This window comes from Streptococcus mitis (genome assembly GCF_047463435.1).
GTDB classification, from domain to species: domain Bacteria; phylum Bacillota; class Bacilli; order Lactobacillales; family Streptococcaceae; genus Streptococcus; species Streptococcus mitis_DS.
This window is the reverse complement of record NZ_JASHDW010000010.1, coordinates 1-23,865: the sequence shown is the minus strand read 5'-3', so window position 1 is coordinate 23,865 and position 23,865 is coordinate 1. Positions and strand designations below refer to the sequence as shown.

23 protein-coding genes and 2 pseudogenes are annotated in these 23,865 nt (G+C 38.4%); 11 read left to right on the top strand and 14 right to left on the bottom strand.

Going from position 1 to position 23,865, the window contains the following annotated elements; translation table 11 throughout:
- Positions 1-133: 133 nt before the first annotated feature.
- Positions 134-716, bottom strand: a pseudogene (locus tag QM843_RS07205) (transposase family protein); the annotation flags it as partial.
- A gap of 417 nt (positions 717-1,133) precedes the next feature.
- On the opposite strand from QM843_RS07205, the gene QM843_RS07200 reads away from it, so the two are divergent.
- The 5 genes from QM843_RS07200 (at position 1,134) to QM843_RS07180 (ending at position 4,911) form a co-directional block, all read left to right on the top strand.
- The gene (locus QM843_RS07200) at positions 1,134-1,721 is read left to right on the top strand and encodes a recombinase family protein (RefSeq protein WP_004256625.1); all 588 of its coding nucleotides are present in this window, start codon (positions 1,134-1,136) and stop codon (positions 1,719-1,721) included.
- Between the two features lie 237 nt (positions 1,722-1,958).
- The gene (locus QM843_RS07195) at positions 1,959-2,837 is read left to right on the top strand and encodes an N-acetylmuramoyl-L-alanine amidase family protein (RefSeq protein ID WP_414304682.1); all 879 of its coding nucleotides are present in this window, start codon (positions 1,959-1,961) and stop codon (positions 2,835-2,837) included.
- A gap of 33 nt (positions 2,838-2,870) precedes the next feature.
- A complete protein-coding gene (locus QM843_RS07190) occupies positions 2,871-3,335 on the top strand; it encodes a hypothetical protein (protein ID WP_049547095.1) in 465 nt (154 codons plus the stop codon).
- 4 nt (positions 3,336-3,339) lie between these two features.
- Positions 3,340-4,389: a DUF6287 domain-containing protein gene (locus QM843_RS07185; RefSeq protein WP_261142295.1), complete on the top strand. Its 1,050-nt coding sequence runs from the start codon at positions 3,340-3,342 to the stop codon at positions 4,387-4,389.
- A 222-nt stretch (positions 4,390-4,611) separates the two neighbouring features.
- Positions 4,612-4,911: a YbaB/EbfC family nucleoid-associated protein gene (locus QM843_RS07180; protein WP_000981526.1), complete on the top strand. Its 300-nt coding sequence runs from the start codon at positions 4,612-4,614 to the stop codon at positions 4,909-4,911.
- Positions 4,912-4,983: 72 nt separating this feature from the next.
- Here the strand turns inward: QM843_RS07180 and QM843_RS07175 are convergent, their stop codons facing one another.
- The 7 genes from QM843_RS07175 to glmU all read right to left on the bottom strand — a co-directional run bounded on the left by QM843_RS07175 (position 4,984) and on the right by glmU (position 11,073).
- Entirely contained in the window at positions 4,984-6,747 is a 1,764-nt protein-coding gene (locus QM843_RS07175; protein ID WP_414304676.1) for a glycerophosphoryl diester phosphodiesterase membrane domain-containing protein, read from the bottom strand.
- A gap of 8 nt (positions 6,748-6,755) precedes the next feature.
- Positions 6,756-7,346 carry a 3'-5' exonuclease gene (locus tag QM843_RS07170; RefSeq protein ID WP_238096124.1) on the bottom strand — a complete coding sequence of 197 codons (591 nt, stop codon included), beginning with the start codon at positions 7,344-7,346 and terminating at the stop codon, positions 6,756-6,758.
- Between the two features lie 192 nt (positions 7,347-7,538).
- Entirely contained in the window at positions 7,539-8,030 is a 492-nt protein-coding gene (gene rocS / locus QM843_RS07165; RefSeq protein WP_000021242.1) for a chromosome segregation protein RocS, read from the bottom strand.
- Between the two features lie 76 nt (positions 8,031-8,106).
- Entirely contained in the window at positions 8,107-8,799 is a 693-nt protein-coding gene (locus QM843_RS07160) for a 5'-methylthioadenosine/adenosylhomocysteine nucleosidase (protein WP_414304677.1), read from the bottom strand.
- Between the two features lie 16 nt (positions 8,800-8,815).
- Entirely contained in the window at positions 8,816-9,127 is a 312-nt protein-coding gene (gene macP, locus QM843_RS07155) for a cell wall synthase accessory phosphoprotein MacP (RefSeq protein ID WP_049547262.1), read from the bottom strand.
- An 11-nt stretch (positions 9,128-9,138) separates the two neighbouring features.
- Positions 9,139-9,684 (bottom strand): NUDIX hydrolase, encoded by a 546-nt coding sequence (locus tag QM843_RS07150; RefSeq protein ID WP_261116532.1) that lies wholly within the window; start codon positions 9,682-9,684, stop codon positions 9,139-9,141.
- A gap of 9 nt (positions 9,685-9,693) precedes the next feature.
- Positions 9,694-11,073, bottom strand: coding sequence for a bifunctional UDP-N-acetylglucosamine diphosphorylase/glucosamine-1-phosphate N-acetyltransferase GlmU (glmU, locus tag QM843_RS07145; RefSeq protein WP_024057202.1), 1,380 nt, complete (start codon positions 11,071-11,073; stop codon positions 9,694-9,696).
- 154 nt (positions 11,074-11,227) lie between these two features.
- Between glmU and QM843_RS07140 the strand changes: the two genes are divergently transcribed.
- The 5 genes from QM843_RS07140 (at position 11,228) to lysS (ending at position 15,692) form a co-directional block, all read left to right on the top strand.
- Positions 11,228-12,028, top strand: coding sequence for a glycoside hydrolase family 25 protein (locus tag QM843_RS07140; RefSeq protein ID WP_314499668.1), 801 nt, complete (start codon positions 11,228-11,230; stop codon positions 12,026-12,028).
- A gap of 94 nt (positions 12,029-12,122) precedes the next feature.
- On the top strand, positions 12,123-12,965 hold the full coding sequence (locus QM843_RS07135) for a DUF368 domain-containing protein (protein ID WP_414304678.1): 843 nt from the start codon (positions 12,123-12,125) through the stop codon (positions 12,963-12,965).
- Positions 12,965-13,447: an aminoacyl-tRNA deacylase gene (locus QM843_RS07130; RefSeq protein WP_261104723.1), complete on the top strand. Its 483-nt coding sequence runs from the start codon at positions 12,965-12,967 to the stop codon at positions 13,445-13,447. The genes QM843_RS07135 and QM843_RS07130 overlap by 1 nt, the downstream gene beginning before the upstream one ends.
- A complete protein-coding gene (locus QM843_RS07125) occupies positions 13,447-14,064 on the top strand; it encodes a histidine phosphatase family protein (RefSeq protein ID WP_261049723.1) in 618 nt (205 codons plus the stop codon). Before QM843_RS07130 ends, QM843_RS07125 begins: the two co-directional genes overlap by 1 nt.
- 137 nt (positions 14,065-14,201) lie before the next feature.
- Positions 14,202-15,692: a lysine--tRNA ligase gene (gene lysS, locus QM843_RS07120; protein ID WP_261056339.1), complete on the top strand. Its 1,491-nt coding sequence runs from the start codon at positions 14,202-14,204 to the stop codon at positions 15,690-15,692.
- Positions 15,693-15,754: 62 nt separating this feature from the next.
- Here the strand turns inward: lysS and QM843_RS07115 are convergent, their stop codons facing one another.
- From QM843_RS07115 to QM843_RS07090, 6 genes and pseudogenes are all read right to left on the bottom strand, one after another.
- Positions 15,755-16,594, bottom strand: coding sequence for an amino acid ABC transporter substrate-binding protein (locus QM843_RS07115; protein ID WP_414304679.1), 840 nt, complete (start codon positions 16,592-16,594; stop codon positions 15,755-15,757).
- Positions 16,595-16,603: 9 nt separating this feature from the next.
- Positions 16,604-17,233, bottom strand: coding sequence for an amino acid ABC transporter ATP-binding protein (locus tag QM843_RS07110; protein ID WP_414304680.1), 630 nt, complete (start codon positions 17,231-17,233; stop codon positions 16,604-16,606).
- A 9-nt stretch (positions 17,234-17,242) separates the two neighbouring features.
- A complete protein-coding gene (locus tag QM843_RS07105; protein ID WP_261104732.1) occupies positions 17,243-17,884 on the bottom strand; it encodes an amino acid ABC transporter permease in 642 nt (213 codons plus the stop codon).
- 140 nt (positions 17,885-18,024) lie between these two features.
- Positions 18,025-19,254: a tetratricopeptide repeat protein gene (locus QM843_RS07100; RefSeq protein ID WP_261104733.1), complete on the bottom strand. Its 1,230-nt coding sequence runs from the start codon at positions 19,252-19,254 to the stop codon at positions 18,025-18,027.
- Positions 19,244-20,410 carry an AI-2E family transporter gene (locus QM843_RS07095; RefSeq protein WP_371483818.1) on the bottom strand — a complete coding sequence of 389 codons (1,167 nt, stop codon included), beginning with the start codon at positions 20,408-20,410 and terminating at the stop codon, positions 19,244-19,246. The genes QM843_RS07100 and QM843_RS07095 overlap by 11 nt, the downstream gene beginning before the upstream one ends.
- Before the next feature lie 117 nt (positions 20,411-20,527).
- Positions 20,528-22,510, bottom strand: a pseudogene (locus QM843_RS07090) (peptide ABC transporter substrate-binding protein).
- A 172-nt stretch (positions 22,511-22,682) separates the two neighbouring features.
- Between QM843_RS07090 and QM843_RS07085 the strand changes: the two are divergent.
- A complete protein-coding gene (locus QM843_RS07085) occupies positions 22,683-23,696 on the top strand; it encodes a lactonase family protein (protein ID WP_414304681.1) in 1,014 nt (337 codons plus the stop codon).
- The last annotated feature ends 169 nt before the right edge of the window (positions 23,697-23,865 follow it).

Genomic DNA, 23,865 nt, shown 5'->3' with positions numbered 1-23,865 from the left:
CTTCGGCTGTTCTTTTTTGTTTCTTGAAATCAACTGCTGTTTCCATGTTCCAGACTCAAAAAAACTTTGCACTCTAGCTAGCCACGCGATGGTTGCTAGAGTACAAAGTTTTTTTATTAGACTTCCTGCGAAACTAGAATTCTAGTTCACAGTTGATAATTCCAGCAATCAAATTCATTCGTAATCCAAATCGTTTACGTCGATTTCAATAGGTTGTTGAAAACATTTTAAACGTTTTTACTTTGGCCAAAATATTCTCAACCTTGATTCTCTCTTTAGATAGCACATGATTATAGGATTTATCTTCAAGAGTTAGTGGCTTAAGTTTGCTTGATTTCCTCGGAATTTACGCTTGTGAATATATCTTCATGATCCCTTGATAACCACTGTCTGCCAAGATTTTACCAGCTTGTCCGATATTTCTGCGAATCATTTTGAATAACTTCATATAGTGGCAATAGTTCACTACAATATCCAAAGAAACAATTCTCCCTTGGCTTGTGACAATCGCCTGAGCCTTCATAGCATGACATTTCTTTTTACCAGAATAATTGGCTAGTTGATTTTTTAGGACGATTGATTTTTAGCTCTGTTGCATCCACAATCACCGTATCCTCAGCACTAAGATGAGTTTTTGAAATCGTAAAGCCAGTTTGAATAAGAGTTGCTTCAACCCATTGACTCCGACGGATTAAGTTGCTTTCGTGAATGCCAAAAATTGTTTACTTACTTCATAATTCATAGTTTTATTGTATCATATTTTGTTTCGCAGGAAGTCTACTTTTATTTTCCACTGCTAAGCACAATTCTTAGATTCTCTCAGAAAAAGATTAGACTTTTAACCCCAAAATTGATAAAATAAAAAGGAAAATAAGATAAAAGGAAACTATAAATCACCATGATGAACATGCAAAAATTGAACATACTGTTTTTAATTTTTGTAAACATCAAAAAGGTTGGTTTAAAAGGATTTTAAGCCCTTAAGATTTTTTATCCAACACTTCTATTCACGCATCCAAGGCAAAATCTTGGCAAAAAAATACAGTAGCAAAGAGTACACCAAACTACCACTCATTATGGGCGGTAGTTTTCTTTTTGTCTAAAATAGAGATAAAAAGATAGGTGGTAGCCTTATGCGTTACGGTTATGTTCGAGTATCTACAAGAGAACAAAATATCGATAGACAATTTTCAGCCTTGGTAGAAAATAAATTAGCAAAAGAAAATATTTTTATTGATTATGTTTCAGGAAAGGATTTTGACAGAATAGAATATCAAAAATTATTAACTACCTTGAAGGAGAATGATGAATTAGTTATTAAATCAATTGATAGATTGGGAAGAAACTATGATGAAATTTTAGAACAATGGCAATCAATTACTAAGAAAAAGAAAGTAAATATAACTGTTTTAGATTTCCCCTTATTAAACACAAAGAATAGCGATGACAATATCACAGGAAAACTAATATCTGACATCGTTTTGCAAGTTCTATCTTATGTGGCACAGTTTGAAAGAGAACAAATCAAACAAAGACAAATGGAAGGAATACGAGAAGCAAAGAAAAAAGGGAAAAAATTCGGTAGACCAAAATTGCTTGCCCCGGATAATCTCCCTGATGTAATAGCTCAATATACGAAAAAAGAAATAACCTTACGAGAAGGTGCAGACATCTTAGGAGTATCAAAAAGCACCTTTCATAATTGGATAAAAAATTCATAGTTCCTGTCAAAAAACCTAGGATTTTTTGGACAGGAAATACACTTTATTTTAGAACCATTTTCGTTAGAAAAAAGGTTCTAAAATCCAGCATTTTGACCGATTATTATTACACTACCATTCTATCAAGTTTGTCCAAAAAAGTCTAGATTTTTGGACAAACTGATTACTTTACAACAAATAAAAATAGGGAGTATTAAATGAATGCACAAACAAACTAAAAAATTCACACTTGCAACTATATCAGCTCTATCACTTCTTGGCACTGGAGTCATCACAGCTAATCAAGTATCAGCTAGCGAGAATACGAGTACTGAAAAACAAATAGACGCAACAATTACAAAAGTTGAAATTGATTATTTTGGACTTAGCTTCGAAGGAAAACTTTCAGAGCCACTACCACATGGAGGTGATAATGCTGCTAAGGGAAATGTTACTTTGATTGATAAAGCGACCGGAAAAATTGTGTACCAAAGTCACGATGCTGTCATTTTTAGTGGCTTAACTAAAGATGTCAGTGATCAATTTTTACAACCTTTATTTTATAGCAATCAATTTAAAGGTGATATTTTTGTTTCAGAACAATTTCCAGATGGAACATATATTTTGGAGATGTCTGGAGAAGCTGGTTCGCCTTACGGTGACTTAACTGATACAAGAAAACGTGTCTTTAAAGTTAGAAAAGATGTGACTATCGGAAATCCTTCTACAAATTCAAATACTAACACAACAACTCAATCAGGTTCGAATTCTAATATCTCAGGTAGTTGGCTACAATCTGGTTCTCGTTGGTGGTACAAACACGCCGACGGTTCCTATACAACTAATGGCTGGGAAAAAATCAATGGTGTTTGGTATCGTTTTGATAACTCTGGCTGGATGCAAACTGGCTGGGTAAAAGACGGTAGCTGGTACTATCTCGACGGTTCAGGTGCTATGAAGACTGGTTGGCTAAAAAATAACGGTAACTGGTACTATCTTCAAGACTCAGGCGCTATGAAAACTGGCTGGATGAAGGTATCTGGTAAATGGTACTATGCTTATAGCTCTGGTGCACTAGCAATCAATACGACAACACCTGATGGCTACCGTATCAATTACAACGGTGAGTGGGTCTAACATACAATAGAAATAGATTAAGGAGACAATTATATGAACAAAGTTATAAAAATTGAAGATGAAACAGTTTATGTTGGAAAAGGTGATAATGGCCAATTTACTGCAATTTCAAGAAAAAGTTTTGGTTTTGAACCACAAGTAGGTGATTACGTAGAATTTTATCAAAACGGTGATGAGTATATTGTTTCAAAAATAGATAACACATCTCCAGCTAGCTCTAGCCAACATTCAAATGGAGTGAGTGATAAATCTAAACTGGCCGCAGCCTTATTTGCCCTATTTTTAGGAGCACTTGGTGGATACGATTTTTACATCGGAAATTCCAAACAAGGATACAAGCGTATCGGCATAACTCTGCTAGCTATCATTCCTATTTTATTGCCATTTGTTTTACTAGCAAATGCAATTTGGAATATTATAATTACTATTCAAGTTTTAACGTCCAAAACTGGTAGCAAATGGCACCAAGATGCTCAAGGTTTAGAATTGCAAGATTAAACATATGAAAAAATTATTTCTATTCAGTATTAGTATTTTAGCTATCTCTATTTTAACGGCTTGCCAACATCAGAGTGAAAATACTTCTGCAACAAGTTCTAAAGCGATTGCCTCAAGTACTAGTTCAACTTCTTCCACATCGGAAGAGAAGAAAAATGATTACACCCTATATAATCCTGTCCTTAAAGAATATGCCAAAGTATTAGATGGTTCATCAGCTTCACCTAAAGAGCTCAATTCAAAAGCAAACTTTAAAAATACTTATCCTAAAGAATACTCTCGACTACAATACAGCTTGTATGATTTAGACCAAAATGGTACGGACGAACTTTTGGTTGCCCTTAAAACGGATTCTAACTATTACGATTTATTAGATATTCGAACTCTTAAAAATGACGAAGTTATTCGACTGACCAATGCAGAAAACAATCTGGACTTTATTGGAGAGCGAGTACATTTTAATCCTTTAGAAAATGGCTATTTCCAATTATCTACCCGTGTATCTACTAATCAAATCCAAGTTAAGCTATACAAGTTAAATCAGGATGGAACACGGTTAGAGTTAATTAGCGAATCAGATACAGAAGAGGGACTGGGGACAAAACCACCTTCCCTTGACATAAGATCTTTCTCTTGGAAATCTGTCACAAATCTCATAAATGAAGAACCCTCCCTTCAGTCAGAAATGCAAGGGATGGATATTTCTGCAATTCAAAATGGAGATTTTTCTAGTGTTGCAGGAACTTGGAGAAATCCTACAGGTATTGAATTCACCTTTGACAAAAATGGTTTAGTAAGTGATCAGTCCAAGATTTCAATTGAACATGCTAAAGAAATTGACAACTTTCTTAAGGCAAATATACTTCCTAAAGATGGAGGTGCTGGTGGCTCTGCCCTTGCCTTTTTACCAGCTGGAACACCTCTAACCATGTCTGTCACCTCTTCTCCAGATAATGGCTATACTGACCAATCTGATACAACACAAGATCGTTTATGGTCTGGACAACAACTTATCAATGGCCACACTGACGGATTTTTCTACAAAGTAGAATAGTGTTAGTAAACCCTTGAACGAGCTCATAAAATATCTAGCAACTTTTCATAAACACATATAGGATAAATATTCTTATGCTCTTAGAATATCTATCCTATATTTTTATTCCATCTACATCCCTATCGATACTTGATAAATTCACTCTAAAAAAGATTAGACTTTTGACATCAAAATTGATAAAATAAAAAGGAAAATAATTGTAAAAGGAAACTATAAATCACCATGATGAACATGCAAAACATGATGCGTCAAGCACAAAAACTTCAAAAACAAATGGAACAAAGCCAAGCTGAACTTGCTGCTATGCAATTTGTTGGCAAATCTGCTCAAGACCTTGTTCAAGCGACATTAACTGGAGATAAGAAAGTTGTCAGCATTGACTTCAATCCAGCTGTCGTTGACCCTGAAGACCTTGAAACTCTTTCAGATATGACTGTTCAAGCCATCAACTCTGCTCTTGAACAAATCGATGAAACTACCAAGAAAAAATTGGGGGCTTTCGCTGGAAAATTGCCATTCTAAGCATAAGAAAAACAAGCATTCAAGAGAATACTTGCCTATCATGGGAGGAACAACTGTTCCTCTTTTTGATTACTAAAAATTAAAGAATTCCATGGCCTGTTTGAAAAGCAATTCCGTATACTCTGGGTCTTCTTGGGCAATGGTAACCTGCTCTTGAATCATTTCCAAATCATCCGTTATCATGCCGTCTGCACCCAAATGAACAGATTTATCAAAGGACTCTGAACTATTAATTGTCCAAACATACAATTTCTGATCGGTATTCCAAAGCTTGTTGACAAAATTTTCATCCAAGGTTGAATACTCCATAGTATAACCTGTGGCCTTGGTTCTTGGAAAAATACTATTATAAGGTAGGATTAAAAAGACTGGAATTTGAGTATCGTAGGCTAAAACCTGGTCAATCACATGGTAGTCCAAGGATTGCATTTGGTGACCATTCTGCTTAAGAACAGTTCCATATTTTTCCATAAAGCGTTTCATCATATCTGGGCTATCTTTTCGACTAGTTTTAATTTCAATAAGGAGTTTTTGATGTAATTCATTGGCTTTATTGAGATAGTCATCAAAACTAGACACCTTGCTATGATAACCATTTTCTGAAATATCAAGTTTGGTCAATTCCTCCAAGGTTAAATCCTGAGGTTTGGCATTAACTCCTGTCAAATTCTTGATATTGGCATCATGCATCATGACAAACTGGCCATCTTTTGTTTCCTGAACATCCGTCTCAACGAAGTCTGGAGATAACTGAGCGGTTTTTTCTAGTGATTGGACGGTATTTTGCACACCATTCTTATTAGATACTCCCCTGTGAGAGATAATCAAAGGTTTGTTAGCAACTGGAGCTTCTAAATAAACATAACCCTCAAGAGCGAAAAAGATAGCAGCACATCCCATCACTCCCCATCTCATCCAGTGGTCTTTCTTTCTCCTTGGTGTGATTTCTAATTCTTCTCCTGTTAAGAAGGAAACAAACTTAATGAGAAAGTAAGTCAAGGCCATATAGTGGAAATTCTTAATCAAGACAAAGTTAATAATTCCCATCACAAGAGATTCCTTATGGGTCAAACCATCCATCAGTGCCTGACTTGTCAAGATTGGGATCAATAAAAGAATGAAAAATATGTAGGTTTTGACGACAATCCAAAGCAAGTTCCAAATATAAAACCAAGAGTGCTTTCTTGTCTTCTCTAGACTGTATCTGACTGCTTCTTTGACTGTTTTCTTCTCAAATAAAAGCTGAGGTAGGGCAAACATCAAGCGCACTGAAATGTAAAATAGAAGTAAAGCAAGAATAGTAACCACTATACCTACTAGCCAATACTTGTCTTCCACATAATCAACGATAAAGTCCGGAATGACGATTTTATTGAGGTAATAAATCTTTAAAATCTTTCGAATCAATGGAAAGAGCATCATGATATAAAAGAAGATAAAGGCTATCTTGGAAAGTGTCGCTTGCTTCATAAACAAGAAACTTTGTCGAAAGACCTTACGACTGTACTCCAGCAAAGTTCTCTTTTCATGATAGAGTAGGTGCCGGGCTCCGATAAAGAGAAGTCCTATCTGGTAATAGGCGATCAGTAAATTAACGATTACCAGAATAAATAAAGCAAGACTAACAAAGGGAGAACCTTTTATAATGGCAAAAATATTGTTGTAAGATAGAAAGAGATAGCCTGTCTGACGGAGCAAAAGTCCAGCAATCCAAGAATTTGCTGGTAACCAGACAAACTCAATCATCATAAAAGTCAAGAAAAATAGAAAAAGTATTTTATCTAGATTAAAGTATATCTGCTTAAAACCCAGATTTTTAGGTTTTTCAGGTTTCATAGGCACTCCTAGTTAAATAATTGAGACAAGTCCAAGCCTCCAAAAGGATTGTTTGAAAGACTACTTTCTGCCCCTAACAATTCTCTAGCCTTGTCTGACTCTAGAAAGGACTCGTAAACACGCGCTGTCATACGAGCATCCTCTAAGCTATTATGGGACTGACCTTGAAATCCAAGAAACGAGGCAACAGTTTGCAATTTGAGATTGGCAATACCATGTAAATCTGAACTCCGACGTTCAAAAGCTTCATCATACAGATCCACCTTGTACTGCTGGCTGTAGTCTAAACCATGGTCCTCTAAAATAGGTAAATCACTTTTAACAGCATTGTAGCCTATCATCGGCAAAGAACCCACAAACTCTTGGAATTCTTTTATAACTTCCTCCACTGGGGGAGCATCTTTTAAGGTCTCAGCTGTAATCCCCGTCAATCCATTAATAAAATTCTTTAGAGGCACACTAGTATGGACATAGGAATCATAGGCATCGATTTCCTGACCATCTCTAAAACGCACTGCCGATACTTGAATCAAGTGTATTTGTCCTTCATGCTGATTAAATTCTAAGTCAAAAGCAATGTAATCTTCTAATCGTTCCATTTTCTACCTCTCCTATACTGTTATTTTATACTAATTCAAACCACGTCAACGTCGCCTTGCCGTACTCAAGTACAGCCTGCGGCTAGTTTCCTAGTTTGCTCTTTGATTTTCATTGAGTATTACTTGAGCAACTATACTATTTAGAAACAAAAGAAGCCATCAGGTTAGCATTTAACCTAAACAGCTCCTTGATTATCCTCCAAATAAACGAGCAAAAAAGCCTTTCTTAGTTGATTGGACTTCTTCTTTTGCTTGGTCCAGCTCTAGCTTAAGATTTTCTTGATCCTTCATGGCTTGAAGGGTCAATTGTTGCTGCTGATCGAGTTGTTTGTCTTTCTCAGCAATCTGGCGGTCTTTGATACGCATCTGCTCATCTTTTTCTGATAACTGGCGATCCTTGGCTTTTAATTGTTCATAAAGGCGGAGAATTTCTGCATTCTTCTCATCAACCAGAATCTCCATCAACTCACGTTGCTTGACATCTTCACTGACAGGCTCATCTTCAAAAATCGTTTTTTTATAGATTTCTTCTAGCTTAATCAAGCCACTTCTGGTAACGACTGTTACCCCTTTGTCATTTTTATCTGTGTCTTCTTCTGGTAATTCTTTGACACGGTTATTGATTGCTTGGCGAGATAATCCTAAGACCTCTGCAATCTCACTGACGGTCATTTCAATACTCATAATATCCTCTGAAACGTTTTCTAGCTTTTCTTTACTTAAATCTTATCATAAGCTAGAAAAACTGTCAAATTTCCGCTTAAGCTAAGGCCTTCAAAAAGGCTAACAAGACTTGAGCAGAGCGACGTCCAGCTTCGATAATAAACTCATCAAAAGAGATGTTTGCTTCATGGTTGGCATTATCACTCATAGCTCGGATGACTAAAACTGGAAGATTAAGAGCATGCGCTGCCTGAGCAATAGCTGCCCCCTCCATCTCCACGGCTAAAACATCTGGGAAATGAGACTTAATCGCTTCTATCTTGTCATTTCCTGCAACAAAACTATCTCCTGTAGCAATCAAACCAAGATGCCAGTTCTGGTCCAATTGAGATAAACTCTCTTGGATTTGAGCAATAAAAGTTTTATCTGATTCGAAATAAAGCGGTTGTTGTGCCATTTGTCCATAAGCATAGCCAAAAGCTGTGACATTCACATCATGATAGACTAATTTATCAGCAATCACAACATCCCCAACAGCAATACCCTCTGCCACTGCCCCAGCTGATCCCGTGTTAATCAAAGCATCCACTTGAAAATGATCAGCCAAAATCGCCACACTCATGGCAGACATGACCTTACCAATTCCACTTTCTACAAGAACGACTTCATGCGAGGCAATGGTTCCTGTATGATAGGTATTCCCTAAAATAACTTGCTCCTGGGCATTGTCTAAATGCTGGACCAGATAAGCCAGTTCTTCTGGCATAGCCGCAATAATTCCTATTTTCATTTCAATTCCTTTTCTATTACAAAAGTTTCATTGCTAAGACAAGCAAAATCAAGAGAAAGATGACAGCGAATAAGATTTTATTCAACTTAGAATTGAAGACATTTCTCTTGGTATTTTCAATGCGACGGCTTTTATGAATAGACGGTTCGACCTGAATCTTCAAGGTTTCCTGGCTAAAACCATGATCCTTAGGTTTGGCATAACCAAAACGGGAAGAAGAGGTTGGTAAAATTTTTGTCTCCTCATCATCTAGTAAAGGAGGACCTGAAATTTTTTCGCCTCTATTAGCCCTTTCAATCATTTCATCCGTTAATAAAGGTTTACCCATACTGACCTCCTCTATTTTTTCTGCAATTCCCAATACTGTATAGCCATAATTGTCTTGGCATCACAGATATGACCTGATTGGATCAATTCCTTAGTTTCTTCTAAGCTCACTTCAAGGACTTCCAAGGTCTCATCTTCATCCTGCGGACGCGGATTTTCCACTTTCGTCAAATCGCTTGCTAGATATAGTTTTAATTTTTCATTACAAAAGCCAATGGCTGAATAAAAGTCATACAAAAGTTCTAATTTCCCTGTATAGGCTGTTTCTTCCTCTAATTCACGAAGGGCTGCTGCAACAGGGTCTGTATTTTCTCCTACTTCCAACTTTCCGGCTGGAATTTCGTAAGAGACAGCCTCGATAGCTTTGCGGTACTGCTTGACCAAGATGAGTTTTTGTTCATCCGTTACTGCTAAAACACAGACAGCTCCATTGTGGAAAATCAAATCCCGTTGGGCAGTTCCCTTGCCTTCTGGTAATTCAACCTGATCTTGGACCAGTTTAAAAATTGGACCTTGATAGATTTCTTTTCGACTAAGCGTTTTTTCTTCAAATTCCATGACAGACTCCTACTGATTATTAGGATGATGAGGAAGGCGAGTTGCATATTCGTCTTTGTTAACCTGACGACCGCGTCCAATGGCAATCGCATCTGCTGGCACGTCTTTGGTAATAGTTGAACCAGCTCCAACAAGAGAATTGTCACCCAACTCAACTGGGGCAATAATGGTTGAATTTGAACCAACAAAGACATTGTTGCCAATGACTGTCTTGTATTTGTTTTTGCCGTCATAGTTGACTGTAATGGTTCCAGCACCAAAATTAACCTTGCTACCCACTTCACAGTTTCCAATATAAGTCAAATGACCAGCCTTGGTATTCTCACCGATTGAAGAACCTTTCACCTCAACAAAGTTACCAATATGGACTTGGGCACCTAGAGATGAACCTGGACGAATGTGGGCATAAGGACCGACTGTCACACCGTCTGCAACACTACTTTCCTCAATCATAGAGTTGGTAATAACAGCTCCTGCTCCGATAGTGCTATCCACCACATAAGTTCCATTTGTCAAAACAGTCTCAGCACCAATTTTCGTTCGCCCTTTCAAGGTAACATTGGCTTCAATTTGAACTTCAGGAGCAATCTCAACATCAATATCGATATAAGTTGCTTCTGGATTGACAAAGCTAACACCGTTGACCATGTGCTGATGATTGATACGACGACGCATAACCGACTCAGCAGTTGCAAGAGCCACACGGTCATTTACCCCAAGACTTTCATCAAAATCTTTCAAAGTATAAGCGCCGACTTTTTCACCAGCCTCACGGAAAATGCCAATGACGTCTGTAATATAGTATTCACCTTGAGCGTTATTGGTATTGATATTTTTCAAAGCTTCAAACAAACGCTCGTTGTCAAAAACATAGGTTCCAGTATTAATTTCCTTGATTTGCTTTTCAAAATCTGTAGCATCCTTCTGCTCAACAATGCGAAGAACTTCAGCATTGTCATTACGCACAATTCGTCCATAGCCAAAAGGATTATCTGTTTCAGCAGTCAAGATAGTGGCCACATTTTTATGATTGATGTGGAAATCAATCAAGTTTTTCAAGCTTTCACCTGTGATTAAAGGAGTATCCCCTGCAATAACCAAGGTGTGACCTGACAAACCTTCTAGGATAGGCTCTGTCATCATAACTGCATGGCCAGTCCCTAACTGTTCAGATTGAGTCACAAATTCTGTCTGTCCAGCCAAGACCTGCTCAACCAATTCCGCCTTGTGTCCTACAACTGTTACTGTCTTTTCAGGTTGGATAGCTCCCACACTACGGAAAACATGTTCCAACATAGAAATACCCGCAACCTTGTGCAACACTTTTGGCAAATCAGATTTCATGCGAGTCCCTTTACCCGCTGCTAAAATAATGGCATAATTTGACATAATCTTCTCTTTTCTCTAGAAATTCCCTTTTATTATACCATATTTCAAATCATTCCGCGCTCTTGAATGAAAAAATGCTCTAAAGTCCTTTCTTAACCCATTTTTTGAGTATTTTTTTTGATTTTTTCTCATTTTTAAGGTAAAATTATGAGATATGAGAAAGAAAATAAATCCGCTTATTTTGTTTGGTTTTTTTGGGATTATGATTTTCATTTTAATCCTGAATCGCCCTCGTTTTGAGGACCATCCTGTAAAAACAAAGTCAAATATCGCGCAAGTAGAAACGCAAGCGCTACATAATATAGATAAACCGGTGATTGATGTTTCTGGTTGGCAACGTCCTGAGGAAATTAATTACGATACTCTCTCCCAAAACATTTCTGGAGCTATTGTTCGCGTCCATAGTGGTGCTCAAACGTCCAAAGAGAACGATGCTTCCTATGTTAATGGTGTTGATAAGGCCTTTAAAACCCATATCACTGAGTTTCAAAAACGAAATGTCCCAGTTGGTGTCTATGCCTATGTAGCTGGAAAAAGTATCCAAGAAATGGAAAAGGCTGCTGAAGTTTTTTATAATGCTTCATCGCCATACAGCCCTAGCTACTATTGGCTAGACGTGGAAGAAAAAACCATGTCCAATATGAACGAAGGGGTTGAAGCTTTTCGTGCAAAACTAGAATCGCTAGGTGCTAAAAATATCGGAATCTACGTTGGGGTCTACTTCATGGAAGAACACAGTATTAATACAGACAAGTTTACGTCTGTATGGATTCCTTCCTATGGTTCTGACTCAGGATTTTACGAAGCAACTCCTAAGACTGATTTAGATTACGACATTCACCAGTACACTTCTAAAGGAAAAATTGCTGGTTTTGACCACGATTTGGATATTAACGTCATCTCTTCTTTAAAAAATAAGGAAGAAACCTTTAGAAAACTATTTTTAAAACCTTAAAAGCATTTGTTTCTCATTTGCTTTTTCTTTTTGTTTTAGATTGTGATACAATATAGTAAGGATTTTTTGAAATAGAAATAGTTGGAGGAACAATATGCTCTCATGGTTAGCACGTGTTATTAAAGGGATTGTGATTGCTCTTGGATTTATTCTACCGGGAATTTCCGGAGGGGTTCTAGCAGCAATCTTAGGTATTTATGAACGAATGATTGGCTTTCTAGCCCATCCCTTTAAAGACTTTAAAGAAAATGTTTTGTATTTTATTCCAGTTGCCATCGGCATGCTTCTGGGGATCGGCTTATTTTCCTACCCGATTGAATACCTACTTGAAAATTATCAGGTCTTTGTCTTATGGAGCTTTGCGGGTGCCATCATTGGTACAGTTCCTAGCCTCCTCAAAGAATCAACTCGAGAATCTGACCGAGACAAGATTGATTTAGCTTGGTTCTGGGCAACCTTTATCATTTCTGGACTAGGTCTCTATGCCTTAAATTTTGTAGTTGGAACCTTAAGTGCCAGCTTTCTTAATTTCGTACTAGCAGGTGTACTGCTGGCTCTTGGCGTATTGGTTCCTGGCCTCAGTCCATCAAATCTACTTTTGATTTTGGGACTCTATGCTCCTATGTTGACTGGTTTTAAAACCTTTGACCTCTTGGGAACCTTCTTCCCAATTGGAATCGGGGCAGGTGCAACTCTCATCGTTTTTTCAAAATTGATGGATTATGCCTTAAACAATTACCACTCACGTGTCTATCATTTCATCATCGGTATCGTCCTATCAAGTACCCTTTTAATCTTGATTCCAAATGCAGGAAACGCTGAAAGTATCCAATACACTGGTATTTCTCTTGTTGGGTATGTTATCATCTCCTTCTTCTTTGCGCTGGGAATCTGGCTTGGTATTTGGATGAGCCAATTGGAGGATAAGTATAAATAATGGCAAAAAAAGTTAAAATCAAAAAAACATTAGTAGAACAAATCCTGTCTAAAGCAAATATCCCACATCAGGGGATTCAAATCAATGCCCTGGAAGGAGAGCTTCCTCAAGGTTATGAACGAGATCAGATTTTCAAAACCTTGGCTCTTTTGGGAGATAAAACAGGACCGATTATCGGAATTGTCCCTATCACTCAACACTTGTCGGAAAAGAAACTAGCCAAAATTTCTGGCAATAAAAAAGTGAGCATGATTCCACAAAAGGACTTGGAAAAAACAACTGGTTACATTCATGGAGCAAATAATCCTGTCGGAATTCGTCAGAAACACAATTATCCCATTTTTATCGATAAAATTGCTCTAGACTTGGATCAAATGATTGTCTCTGCTGGGGAAGTTGGTCACAGCATTATCGTTGCTCCCCAAGACTTGGCCAGCTTTGTAAAGGCCGACTTTGCAGATATCTTGGAGGACAGCAAATAATGAAACTCTACTTTGTCCGCCACGGTCGTACAGTCTGGAACCAAGAAGGACGCTTTCAAGGTGCTAGTGGAGATTCTCCCCTTCTTCCTGAATCCATTGAAACCCTAAAACGACTAGGCCAGTATCTCAAGGATATTCCTTTCGATCAGATTTATTCAAGTGATTTACCTCGAGCGGTCAAATCTGCTGAAATTATCCAAAGTCAACTCCAGACCCCCTGTCCTTTAGAAAGTGTTCCTAATCTCCGTGAATGGCAGCTGGGTAAGTTAGAAGGTTTAAAAATTGCAACCTTGGAAGCTATTTACCCACAACAAATCAAAGCTTTTCGATCTAATCTTGCTCAATTTGACACTCAAATGTTTGGAGCCGAATCCCTCTATAGTACCACGCAACGGACCATCCAATTTATCAAATCATTAAAAGATAGTCCAGCTGAGCGTATTCTAATTGTCGGTCACGGTGCCAATCTTACTGCCAGTCTTCGTACTCTTCTAGGTTATAAAGAACCACTTCTTCGTAAAGATGGCGGTCTAGCAAATGCCAGCCTGACCATTCTAGAAACCCATGATTTTGAAACATTTACTCTCGATACTTGGAATGATACTTCCTATCAATAACAGAACTTGATTTTAGCGTCAAGTTCTTTTTAGTTTTGAAAGATTATCCGTGAATTTCTTGCTTATTTATGATAAAATGGGAGTATCGCAAAAAATGACTCATCGTATTCAATTTTGAGTAAAACTAGGAGGATCCCATGTCAACAGAACATATGGAAGAACTAAATGACCAGCAGATCGTTCGCCGTGAAAAAATGGCTGCGCTCCGTGAACAAGGAATCGATCCTTTCGGAAAACGCTTTGAACGCACTGCAAATTCACAAGAATTAAAAGATAAATATGCCGACCTCGATAAAGAACAATTACATGATAAAAATGAAACAGCTACTATCGCAGGACGCTTGGTAACCAAACGGGGTAAAGGTAAAGTAGGTTTTGCCCACCTTCAAGACCGCGAAGGTCAAATCCAGATTTACGTTCGTAAGGATGCTGTCGGTGAAGAAAACTACGATATCTTCAAAAAAGCAGACCTTGGTGACTTCCTTGGTGTCGAAGGTGAAGTGATGCGTACAGATATGGGAGAACTCTCTATCAAAGCTACTCACATCACTCACTTATCTAAAGCACTCCGCCCACTTCCTGAGAAATTCCACGGTTTGACAGACGTTGAAACAATTTACCGTAAACGTTACCTTGACTTGATTTCTAACCGTGAAAGCTTTGAGCGCTTTGTCACTCGTTCAAAAATCATTTCTGAAATCCGTCGTTACCTTGATCAAAAAGGTTTCCTTGAAGTCGAAACACCTGTTCTTCACAATGAAGCTGGTGGTGCTGCTGCCCGTCCATTTATCACCCACCATAATGCCCAAAACATTGACATGGTGCTTCGTATCGCGACTGAGCTTCACTTGAAACGCCTTATCGTCGGTGGTATGGAACGCGTCTATGAAATCGGACGTATCTTCCGTAACGAAGGAATGGATGCTACTCATAACCCTGAGTTTACTTCTATCGAAGTTTACCAAGCTTATGCAGACTTCCAAGACATCATGGACTTGACTGAAGGTATTATCCAACACGCTGCTAAATCAGTCAAAGGCGATGGCCCAATTAACTATCAAGGTACTGAAATCAAAATCAATGAACCATTTAAACGTGTTCACATGGTGGATGCTATCAAAGAAATTACTGGTGTAGATTTCTGGCAAGACATGACTTTGGAAGAAGCCAAAGCTATCGCTGCTGAGAAGAAAGTTCCAGTTGAGAAACACTACACTGAAGTTGGCCACATCATCAATGCCTTCTTTGAAGAGTTTGTTGAAGAAACCTTAATCCAACCTACCTTTGTCTATGGACATCCAGTAGCTGTATCTCCACTAGCTAAGAAAAATCCTGAAGACGAACGCTTTACTGACCGTTTCGAACTCTTTATCATGACTAAGGAGTACGGTAATGCCTTTACTGAGTTGAACGACCCAATCGACCAACTTAGCCGTTTTGAAGCCCAAGCAAAAGCCAAAGAACTTGGTGACGATGAAGCGACAGGCATCGACTACGACTACATTGAGGCCCTTGAATACGGTATGCCACCAACAGGTGGTTTGGGAATCGGTATCGACCGTCTCTGCATGCTCCTCACTGATACAACCACTATCCGTGATGTATTGCTCTTCCCAACAATGAAATAATACTCTTATCCTCTGGCTCTTGTCAGGGGATTTTTTGATGCAAAAAGAGATTGAGGAAACACTCAATCTCTACTTTTCACTTCTTTTGTTGCCACGTCAGCACCAAACCATTTTTGGCTAATCTCTTGGAACTTTCCTTCTTGGTGTAGTGCGATAAAGGCTTGGTTTAAAGCTTGTAGTAATCTTTTGTCAGCAGGTCTAACTCCGACCGCAAAAGATTCACTTTCAAATCCTGCTGAAAAGACATTGTAGTCATTTAATATCCCCTCAGACTGGAGGTAGTAATTAGCATACACTCGGTCAATCAACAAGGCATCAATCCGATCATTTTTCAAGTCAATCAAGGCCTCATTAAAACTCTGGTACTGATTAGCCTTCTGATCTTTGACACGATTTTTCAGTAAATCTGGCTGGGCTTCAAAGTCTAAATAACCAGAGGAACCTGCTTGGGCTCCCAAGGTCTTATCCTTCATATCCTCTACTGAACGAATCTGCTGGCTTTTCTTCGTAACCAGAACTTGCTGATTTTCCATATATGGAATGCTAAAGGCAACTTTCTCTCGGCGTTCATCAGTGGCAGAATAGCCATTCCAGATGGCATCAATGGTTCCATTTTGCAGTTCCGTCTCCTTCATATCCCAGTCAATGGGTTGAAATTGAACCTTAAAACCTAATTTTTCAGAGACAGCTTGTGCTAAGTCAATATCAAAGCCTGTATATTGGCCATTCTTTTCTTCAAAACCCATGGGTACAAAGGTATTGTCAAAACCAATAGTAATGGTCCCCTGCTCTTGATATTTATCCCAGTTATCCTGCTTTGGATCACTAGCCTTCTGAGTACAAGCTGTTAAAAAAAGAGTCAGGAGAGAAACCAATACTAAAGCAATTTTCTTATTAGTCATTGGCACCTCCTACTTGGGCTCAACCTTGAGAATCTGATCTGCGATATTTTCAGCGAACTGTAAATCGTGGGTAACCACAATCTGCGTCATGCCAAGTTCCCTATTTTGCAAGATCAGTTTTTCCACTTCCAAGCGCAATTCTGGATCAAGTGCAGAAGTTGGTTCATCGTAGCCAATGATTTCTGGGTCAATCATCATAGCACGCGCTAAGGCTACCCGCTGCTTTTGACCACCAGATAGTGAGAAAGGATAGGCGTCTGCATGACCAGCCAGTCCTAATTGTTCCAAAAGCCCTCGCGCCTTCTTCTCAGTCTCTTCTTGCTTCATTCTCATGGTTTTTACGGGCGATAAGGTCAAATTGTCTAGAACGGATAAATGAGGGAAAAGTTGAAAATCTTGGAATACAAATCCCAGTAAATTCCGCTTCTCTAGTTCATCCAGTTCTAAAGTTTCTCCATTATAAAAGATTTGCCCTGAATCAATGGTTTCAAGACCCGCAAGCATACGCAAGAGGGTTGTCTTACCTCCACCAGAAGGTCCTACGATAGCTAGGATTTGCTTTTCAGGAATTTTTAGACTGAAATTAGATAAAATTTGCTTTTCACCAAAGACTTTATTGATATTTCGTAATTCTAACATGGCAGTCTCCTATCTATAGTAACTGTACTTCTTCTCAACTTTTTTGGAAAGAATAGTCACAATCCCAATCAAAATCAAGTAAATGGCTCCTGCCAAGAACATAGGAACTAGACTAGCATCACGGTTGGCAGCTGTGCGACTAGCCAAGATAAGGTCTGAAATGCCTAGAGCATAGACCAGAGAGGTATCCTTGACCAAACTCATGACTTCATTAAAGACACTAGGAAGAACAATCTTGGTCACTTGGGGCAAGATAATATAGCGTACTGTGGCAAAAGGACTGAACTTCAAGACCTTAGCAGCCTCATATTGACCTTTAGGAATGGTATCAATCCCACCACGGAAGATTTCAGCAAAGTAAGCCGCATAATTCAATACAAAGGCAATGATAGCCGCAGGAAGACGGTCCAAACGAATCCCAATACTTGGCAGCACATAATAGATAAAGATTAATTGCAAGAGCAAGGGTGTGCCTCGCATAATCCAAATATAAATATTAATCAAATGATGGAGGGGCTTCCAATGGACTTGCAAGGCAAAGGCAATCAAAACGCCCAAAGGAATAGAAAAAATCAAGACCAGTGCAAAAACCTGCAAAGTCATGCTTGCACCGCTCAATAAACTCGGTAATATCTCAAACAAATAAGACATACTGCACCTCCTAAAAATAATTGTTCCTATTATAGCATAAATAAACAAAATAACCAAGAATTTTTGTAAAAAAATTCTATTTGAAAAAGAAAAACTATATCTATCAAAAATGATTAGATACAGTTTTTAAAAATATATTCTTATAATCTCTCAAATAAGTCTTGCATTTGCACATCATCTGGAACCAGTTTTAAATAAGTTTGTGCATTGACTTTTGCTTCCTCAAAGTAACCTAATTCACGCAAAAGATAGATATAGTGTTCCAGAAACTCTGGATTGTCCTTCAAATCCCCTACTAATTCTTGGTAAAGCTCATAGGCAGTATCCAAATCGTCCATTTCTTGATAGGAACGAGCAATCATCCACTTGGTCAAGAGATTTTCTGGCTCTTCGCTCTGCAAGTCTAGAATATCCTCATAACGCTCCTGCTCCAGATAAATAGTAGCTAGACGGAGTAAGATTTCTTCCGTATCCTCAGCATCTTCTTTAGCAGTAAGGAGGTAGTTCTCTGCATCACTAGCATCATGCAATTCATAAGAAAATTGTGAAGCAGCCAGCAAGAGACGAGTTTCAAAGGGATTTTTCTCTAATCCTTGCTTAGCGATACGCAGGGCTTCTTGAACTTGGTGTTCCTTATGTAAGGCCTGACTGTACCCATACTCATAGCCTTCAAAGTCAGGAGAAATGGTATCGATCTGCTTAAAATAGAGGACAGCTTTTTGGTATTCTTCTTGATCAAAGTAAAGGCTGGCCAGCTCAAAAGCTGTTAGGTCATCGTATTCTAACTCCAGGGCTTTTTCCAAAAACTCTGTAGCCGTTTCAAATTTCCCTAACTGAGCATAGGCAAAGCCAATTCGTTGATAGGTAGAAATGCCTGTTTGCTCATAAATTGAGCGATTATCTAACTGGGCATAGCCTTGAATAGCTTCTTGGTAATTTTCCAACTCACTATCCAACTCTGCCAAGCCAAATATTAAGAGAGGATCCTCTGAGTAGGTCAAAGCCTCCAGCAGTTTCTCACGCGCCACATCTGTCAAACCTTCCAACTGGTAAAGATCTGCCTTAAGAAGCAAAGCCGAGACATACCAGTCACTGTCAGCTTGGATTTCCTCAAGATAAGCAAAGGCTTCTTCGATTTGACCATCCTCGCTAGCGATTGTTGCTAGATTAAGATGAAGCTCTGGGAAATCCTCTACGATTTTCAGGTAAATTTCCTTGGCCTGAGGATAGAAACCAATTCCTTCAAGATAAGTTGCTAACTCATACAGAAGGTCACTTGGATCATTTTCTAAAGCTTCGGCGAAATAGTGCTCTGCCTTGGCTAAATCTTGCTCTTCCAAAGCATGTAACATCTGTTGACTATTGTTCACTCTTGACTTCCTCGCCCTCTTCTTCATATAGGCCACTGACTACCTTGTACCATTCGAAAATGGCTGAAATGACAACTTTAGCAGAAGCATAAACCGGAATACCAAGTAAAACTCCCCAGATACCAAACATGGATCCTGAAGTTAACAAAACAAAGAGAACATTAATAGGATGGATGTTTAATTGACTTCCCAAAATCAATGGAGAGACAAAACGGCCTTCAATAGTTTGTTCTACAACAAAGACAATCACTACTTTTAAAAGCATGACTGGCCCAGCAATCAAGCCCAATACTAGGGCAGGAAGCATGGCTAAGAAGCTACCCAAATAAGGAACCAGATTTAAAATACCAGCAGTAACACCCAACGTAACTGCATAGCGTAGACCAATGATCTTGAAGAAAATCATAAACATTACCGCAACAATAATAGCTACTGTTACTTGCCCTCGAACATAGTTGGACAACTGTTGATTCACATCTGATAAAACTTGTCCAACAGGTTCTTTCAATTTCGTTGGCATGAATTGGGTCAAATAGTGACGTAGTCCTTTTCCATCACGTAAGAGATAAAAGAGCATGAAAGGAACGATAATCAAGGCAACAATCACTTGAGAAGCCCCGCTAATAAAGGCGCTCACCCAGTTGACTGCCTGAGAAGAAACTTTACTTGCCCAAACTGTAGCCTGACTTGAGAAGTTTGTCAAAACTTGCTCTAACTGAGGCCTGAAATCATCTGGTAAACGCTTAGTGACCAAATCATCAATAACTCGATCAGCATCTTCGAGGTAGATTGGTACATTTCTTGCAAATGTTAAAACTTGACGTTGCAGATTTGGAATAGCTACTGCCAAGCCCCAAATGATAAAGAGAGCGATAATGACAAAGACAATACTGATGGCTATGACCCGATTAATCTTATGCTTCTCCATCCAATCAACTATAGGATTTAATAAATAGTATAGTAAACCAGATAGAATGACTGGCAACATCACGACTGCCAAAAAGTCTAAAACAGGTGAAAATAAGAAACTAATCTTGCTTAAAATAAACAGATTGAGTCCCAATAATAAGGTTACCAAAAATACCGTAATGGCCTTGTTATCCAAAAACCACTTGAAAAACCAAGATAGGCTAAAATGTTTCTCTTTTTGCTCCATAAATACTTCCTTTCTATTGTTCTCTCATTATACCATTTTTAAATCAAAATAACTCTTTTTTAAAGTGCTTACATGGAGACAGCAACATAAAAAATCTCCTCAAAAGAGGAGATTCGATTAGTCTTGAATATGACGGTCTAAGTTCTTCTGATAATCAGCATTGGATTTGGCTTTTTCATCAGCAAATTTCTTGCGGAACTCATCCATTTCTTTAGTAGTGACAATCTTATCTTGGATTTTCAGATACTTGTAGCTATTTTCACTAGTCTTGTCACCTACCCAGCCACCGGCACCACTGCCAGGAACCATTTTCGTCACTAGCATTTGAGCACCATCAGAGTATACTGGAATAACAAGTGCACTATCTGACAACCAAGCTTGAGCCTTAGAATATTTGGAATAACGTTTTTGAAGGTCTGTTTTCTCACTATTTGCATCATCAATCAGTTCTTTGTATTTATCCAATCCAACTGTTTTAATAACTGGATTGTCTGTTCCTGGTGCCACACCAAGAGCACTTAGGAGACTTGGACCTGAAGTTGGATCAAATACATCTAGATAAGTCGATGGATCTGCAAAGTCTGGAGTCCAACCACTGACTGCATTAATATCCCAGTCAGTATTTGCATTGGAAGTAGCTAGAGTAGTCATACTTCCCAATTCGTCATCAGAAACTTGTTGAATATCAACAACTACATTGTCAGAGCCTAAGGCTTCCTCAATGGATTGTTTATAAGACTGAACCTGACGAATAAAATCTGGATTTGATGAAGAAATTGGCAAATCTAAATGAATTGGGAACTGTACTCCATCAGCTTGAAGGGTTTTCTTAGCAGCTTCAAATTTAGCCTTAGCCTTGTCTACATTATGAAGTGAATCTTGGGCATCATCAAGACTGACATCTTTCCAGACATTATCCAATTTATCCAATTCTGTCTTAGTAACTTGACCAAATGTTTGATCTCCTACTTGAACAAATGTTGGAGGAGTGAAACTTGTCCGTAACTTACGAGGTCCTACTTCATCACCAAATACTTGAGAAATCCCTGCTTTACGATCTACCGCAAAAGCCAAGGCTTGACGGAAATCTTTGTTTAACAAGGCTTTCTTAGTAGAAGTTTTTTCTGCATCACTTGTTTTAGCAGTGTGATTGTAATTTACACGGTCGATATTAGTAGACATATAGAATACGCCACCTCTTTGTTGACTGTATACAATATTATCCTTGTACTTTTCTTTTAGACGTTCATAGTTGGCAGAGTTTTTAAAGAGAGGTGCAGCTGGATAGTGTCCCTCATCAAAACCGCGTCCTAGAGAGTCTGCATCTTGACCATCAAAGAAGGATAACTTGATATCATCAATAAAGACATTTTGTTTATCCCAGTAGTTTTGATTTTTGGTCATTTCGATAGAAGACTTAGATGTAAGACCTTTGAGGAGATAAGGCCCATTGTATAGAATGCTCGTTACATCCGTTGGTTTACCAAAGTCATCTCCTTTAGAAGCTAAAAAGTCTTCATTAACTGGTGCAAGGACTCCCATTGTTGTTTTTGAATTCCAGAAAGATTCTGGATGATTCAAAGTATAGACTACAGTATAATCGTCAGTTGCTTTTACCCCAACACTAGAAAAATCTGTTGTTTTCCCATTTACATAGTCATCCAATCCTTTGATAGAATCCTGTACGAGATAAAGAGCCTGTGATTTCTTATCTGCTGCATGTTTCAGACCAGTTACAAAGTCCTGAGCCTTGACTTCACCATACTCTTCCCCCTCATTGGTATACCATTTGACACCCTGACGGATTTTATAGGTATAGGTTAAACCATCTTTGGAAACAGTCCAATCTTCTGCAACTGATGGAACCAGATTGCCATATTAGTCATTTTCAAGCAAACCGTCAATAACGTTACCTGTGACCTGTTTAGTGCTGACATTTCCAGAAACTGTATAATCCAGAGTCGAAGGATCTGATGAAAATACATAGGCATAAGTAACTGGTTTATTTGCTTCTTTATTAGCATTACCAGATGAACACGCTGCTAGGACAGCTGCCGAGAGTACAGCAACTCCTGCTGCTAAGAAAACACGTTTTTTCATAAACAAACTCCTTTACAATTTGTATAGGATTATTATAGCACTTTTCAAAAGGAAATCAATACAAAAACAAGTTAAATTTAATATTTTATTATGTTTAATTATGCGTTATAGAATTCCTCCAACTACAATTTTTGTGATATAATAGTCTTATCTTTTATATAGAGGTAAAGTTATGAAAGAAACTGTTTATTTTGGAACTTATACACGTCGGACTTCTCAAGGGATTTACAAGGCAGACTTTGATACAGAAACTGGTCAGCTTTCAAATCTAGAACTTTTTGCTACTGAGCCAAGTCCAACCTACCTTGCCTTTGACCAGCACCAGCATTTATACACTGTTGGTAGCCAAGACGATAAGGGAGGAATCGCTGCCTATCAAACTGACGGGACATTATTAAATCATGTCGTGGAAGAGGGAGCACCCCACTGTTATGTTGCAGTTGATGAAAAGCGTGATTTGGTGTACGCAGCAAACTACCACAAGGGACAGGTCCTTGTTTATAAACGTCAGGAAGATGGTCGTCTTCTACTTAGTGATGTGGATCAACACAGTGGCCAAGGTCCACATGAAAATCAAGCTTCTCCACATGTTCACTATACAGATTTAACACCTGACAACTATCTAGTGACCTGCGACTTGGGTACTGACCAAGTCATCACCTATGATCTTGATTCAGAAGGAAAATTATCTAAGCTCTATACCTATCATAGCCAGCCAGGAGCAGGCTCACGCCATATTATTTTCCATAACCATTATAAAATTGCTTATCTCATTTGTGAACTCAATAGCACTATCGAGGTTCTAATCTACGATGGTGTTGGCGAATTTGAACGCATGCAAGTCATTTCAACTCTACCAGACGGTTATGAAGGTTTTAATGGTACTGCTGCTATTCGTCTCTCTAAAGATGGTAAATACCTCTACGCTTCTAACCGTGGTCATGATTCTATCGCGGTATATACAATTCTTGCGGATGGAAGCTTAGAGTTGTTAGAAATCGTTCCGACACATGGTCAGACTCCACGTGATTTTGATTTGACACCAGATCAAGAATTTGTCATTGCTGTCCATCAGGACTCTGACAATGCAACCGTCTTTAAACGCAATTCTGAAACTGGACGTCTAGCAGAACTTTCTAATGACTTCCATGTACCAGAAGCAGTCTGCATCAGTTTTGCTCCTTAAGAAAACATAAAAAATGAACTTGGTAACTCAAGTTCATTTTTTTGGCTCTATAATATTTGTAGTGGGTAAATCCCCTATGGATCTTATGGAGCCTATTTTGTTGTAGAAAAAAAGTCCCATATGACCTATAATGAAAAGCGACTAAACAACTCATTAGAAAGATTCATAT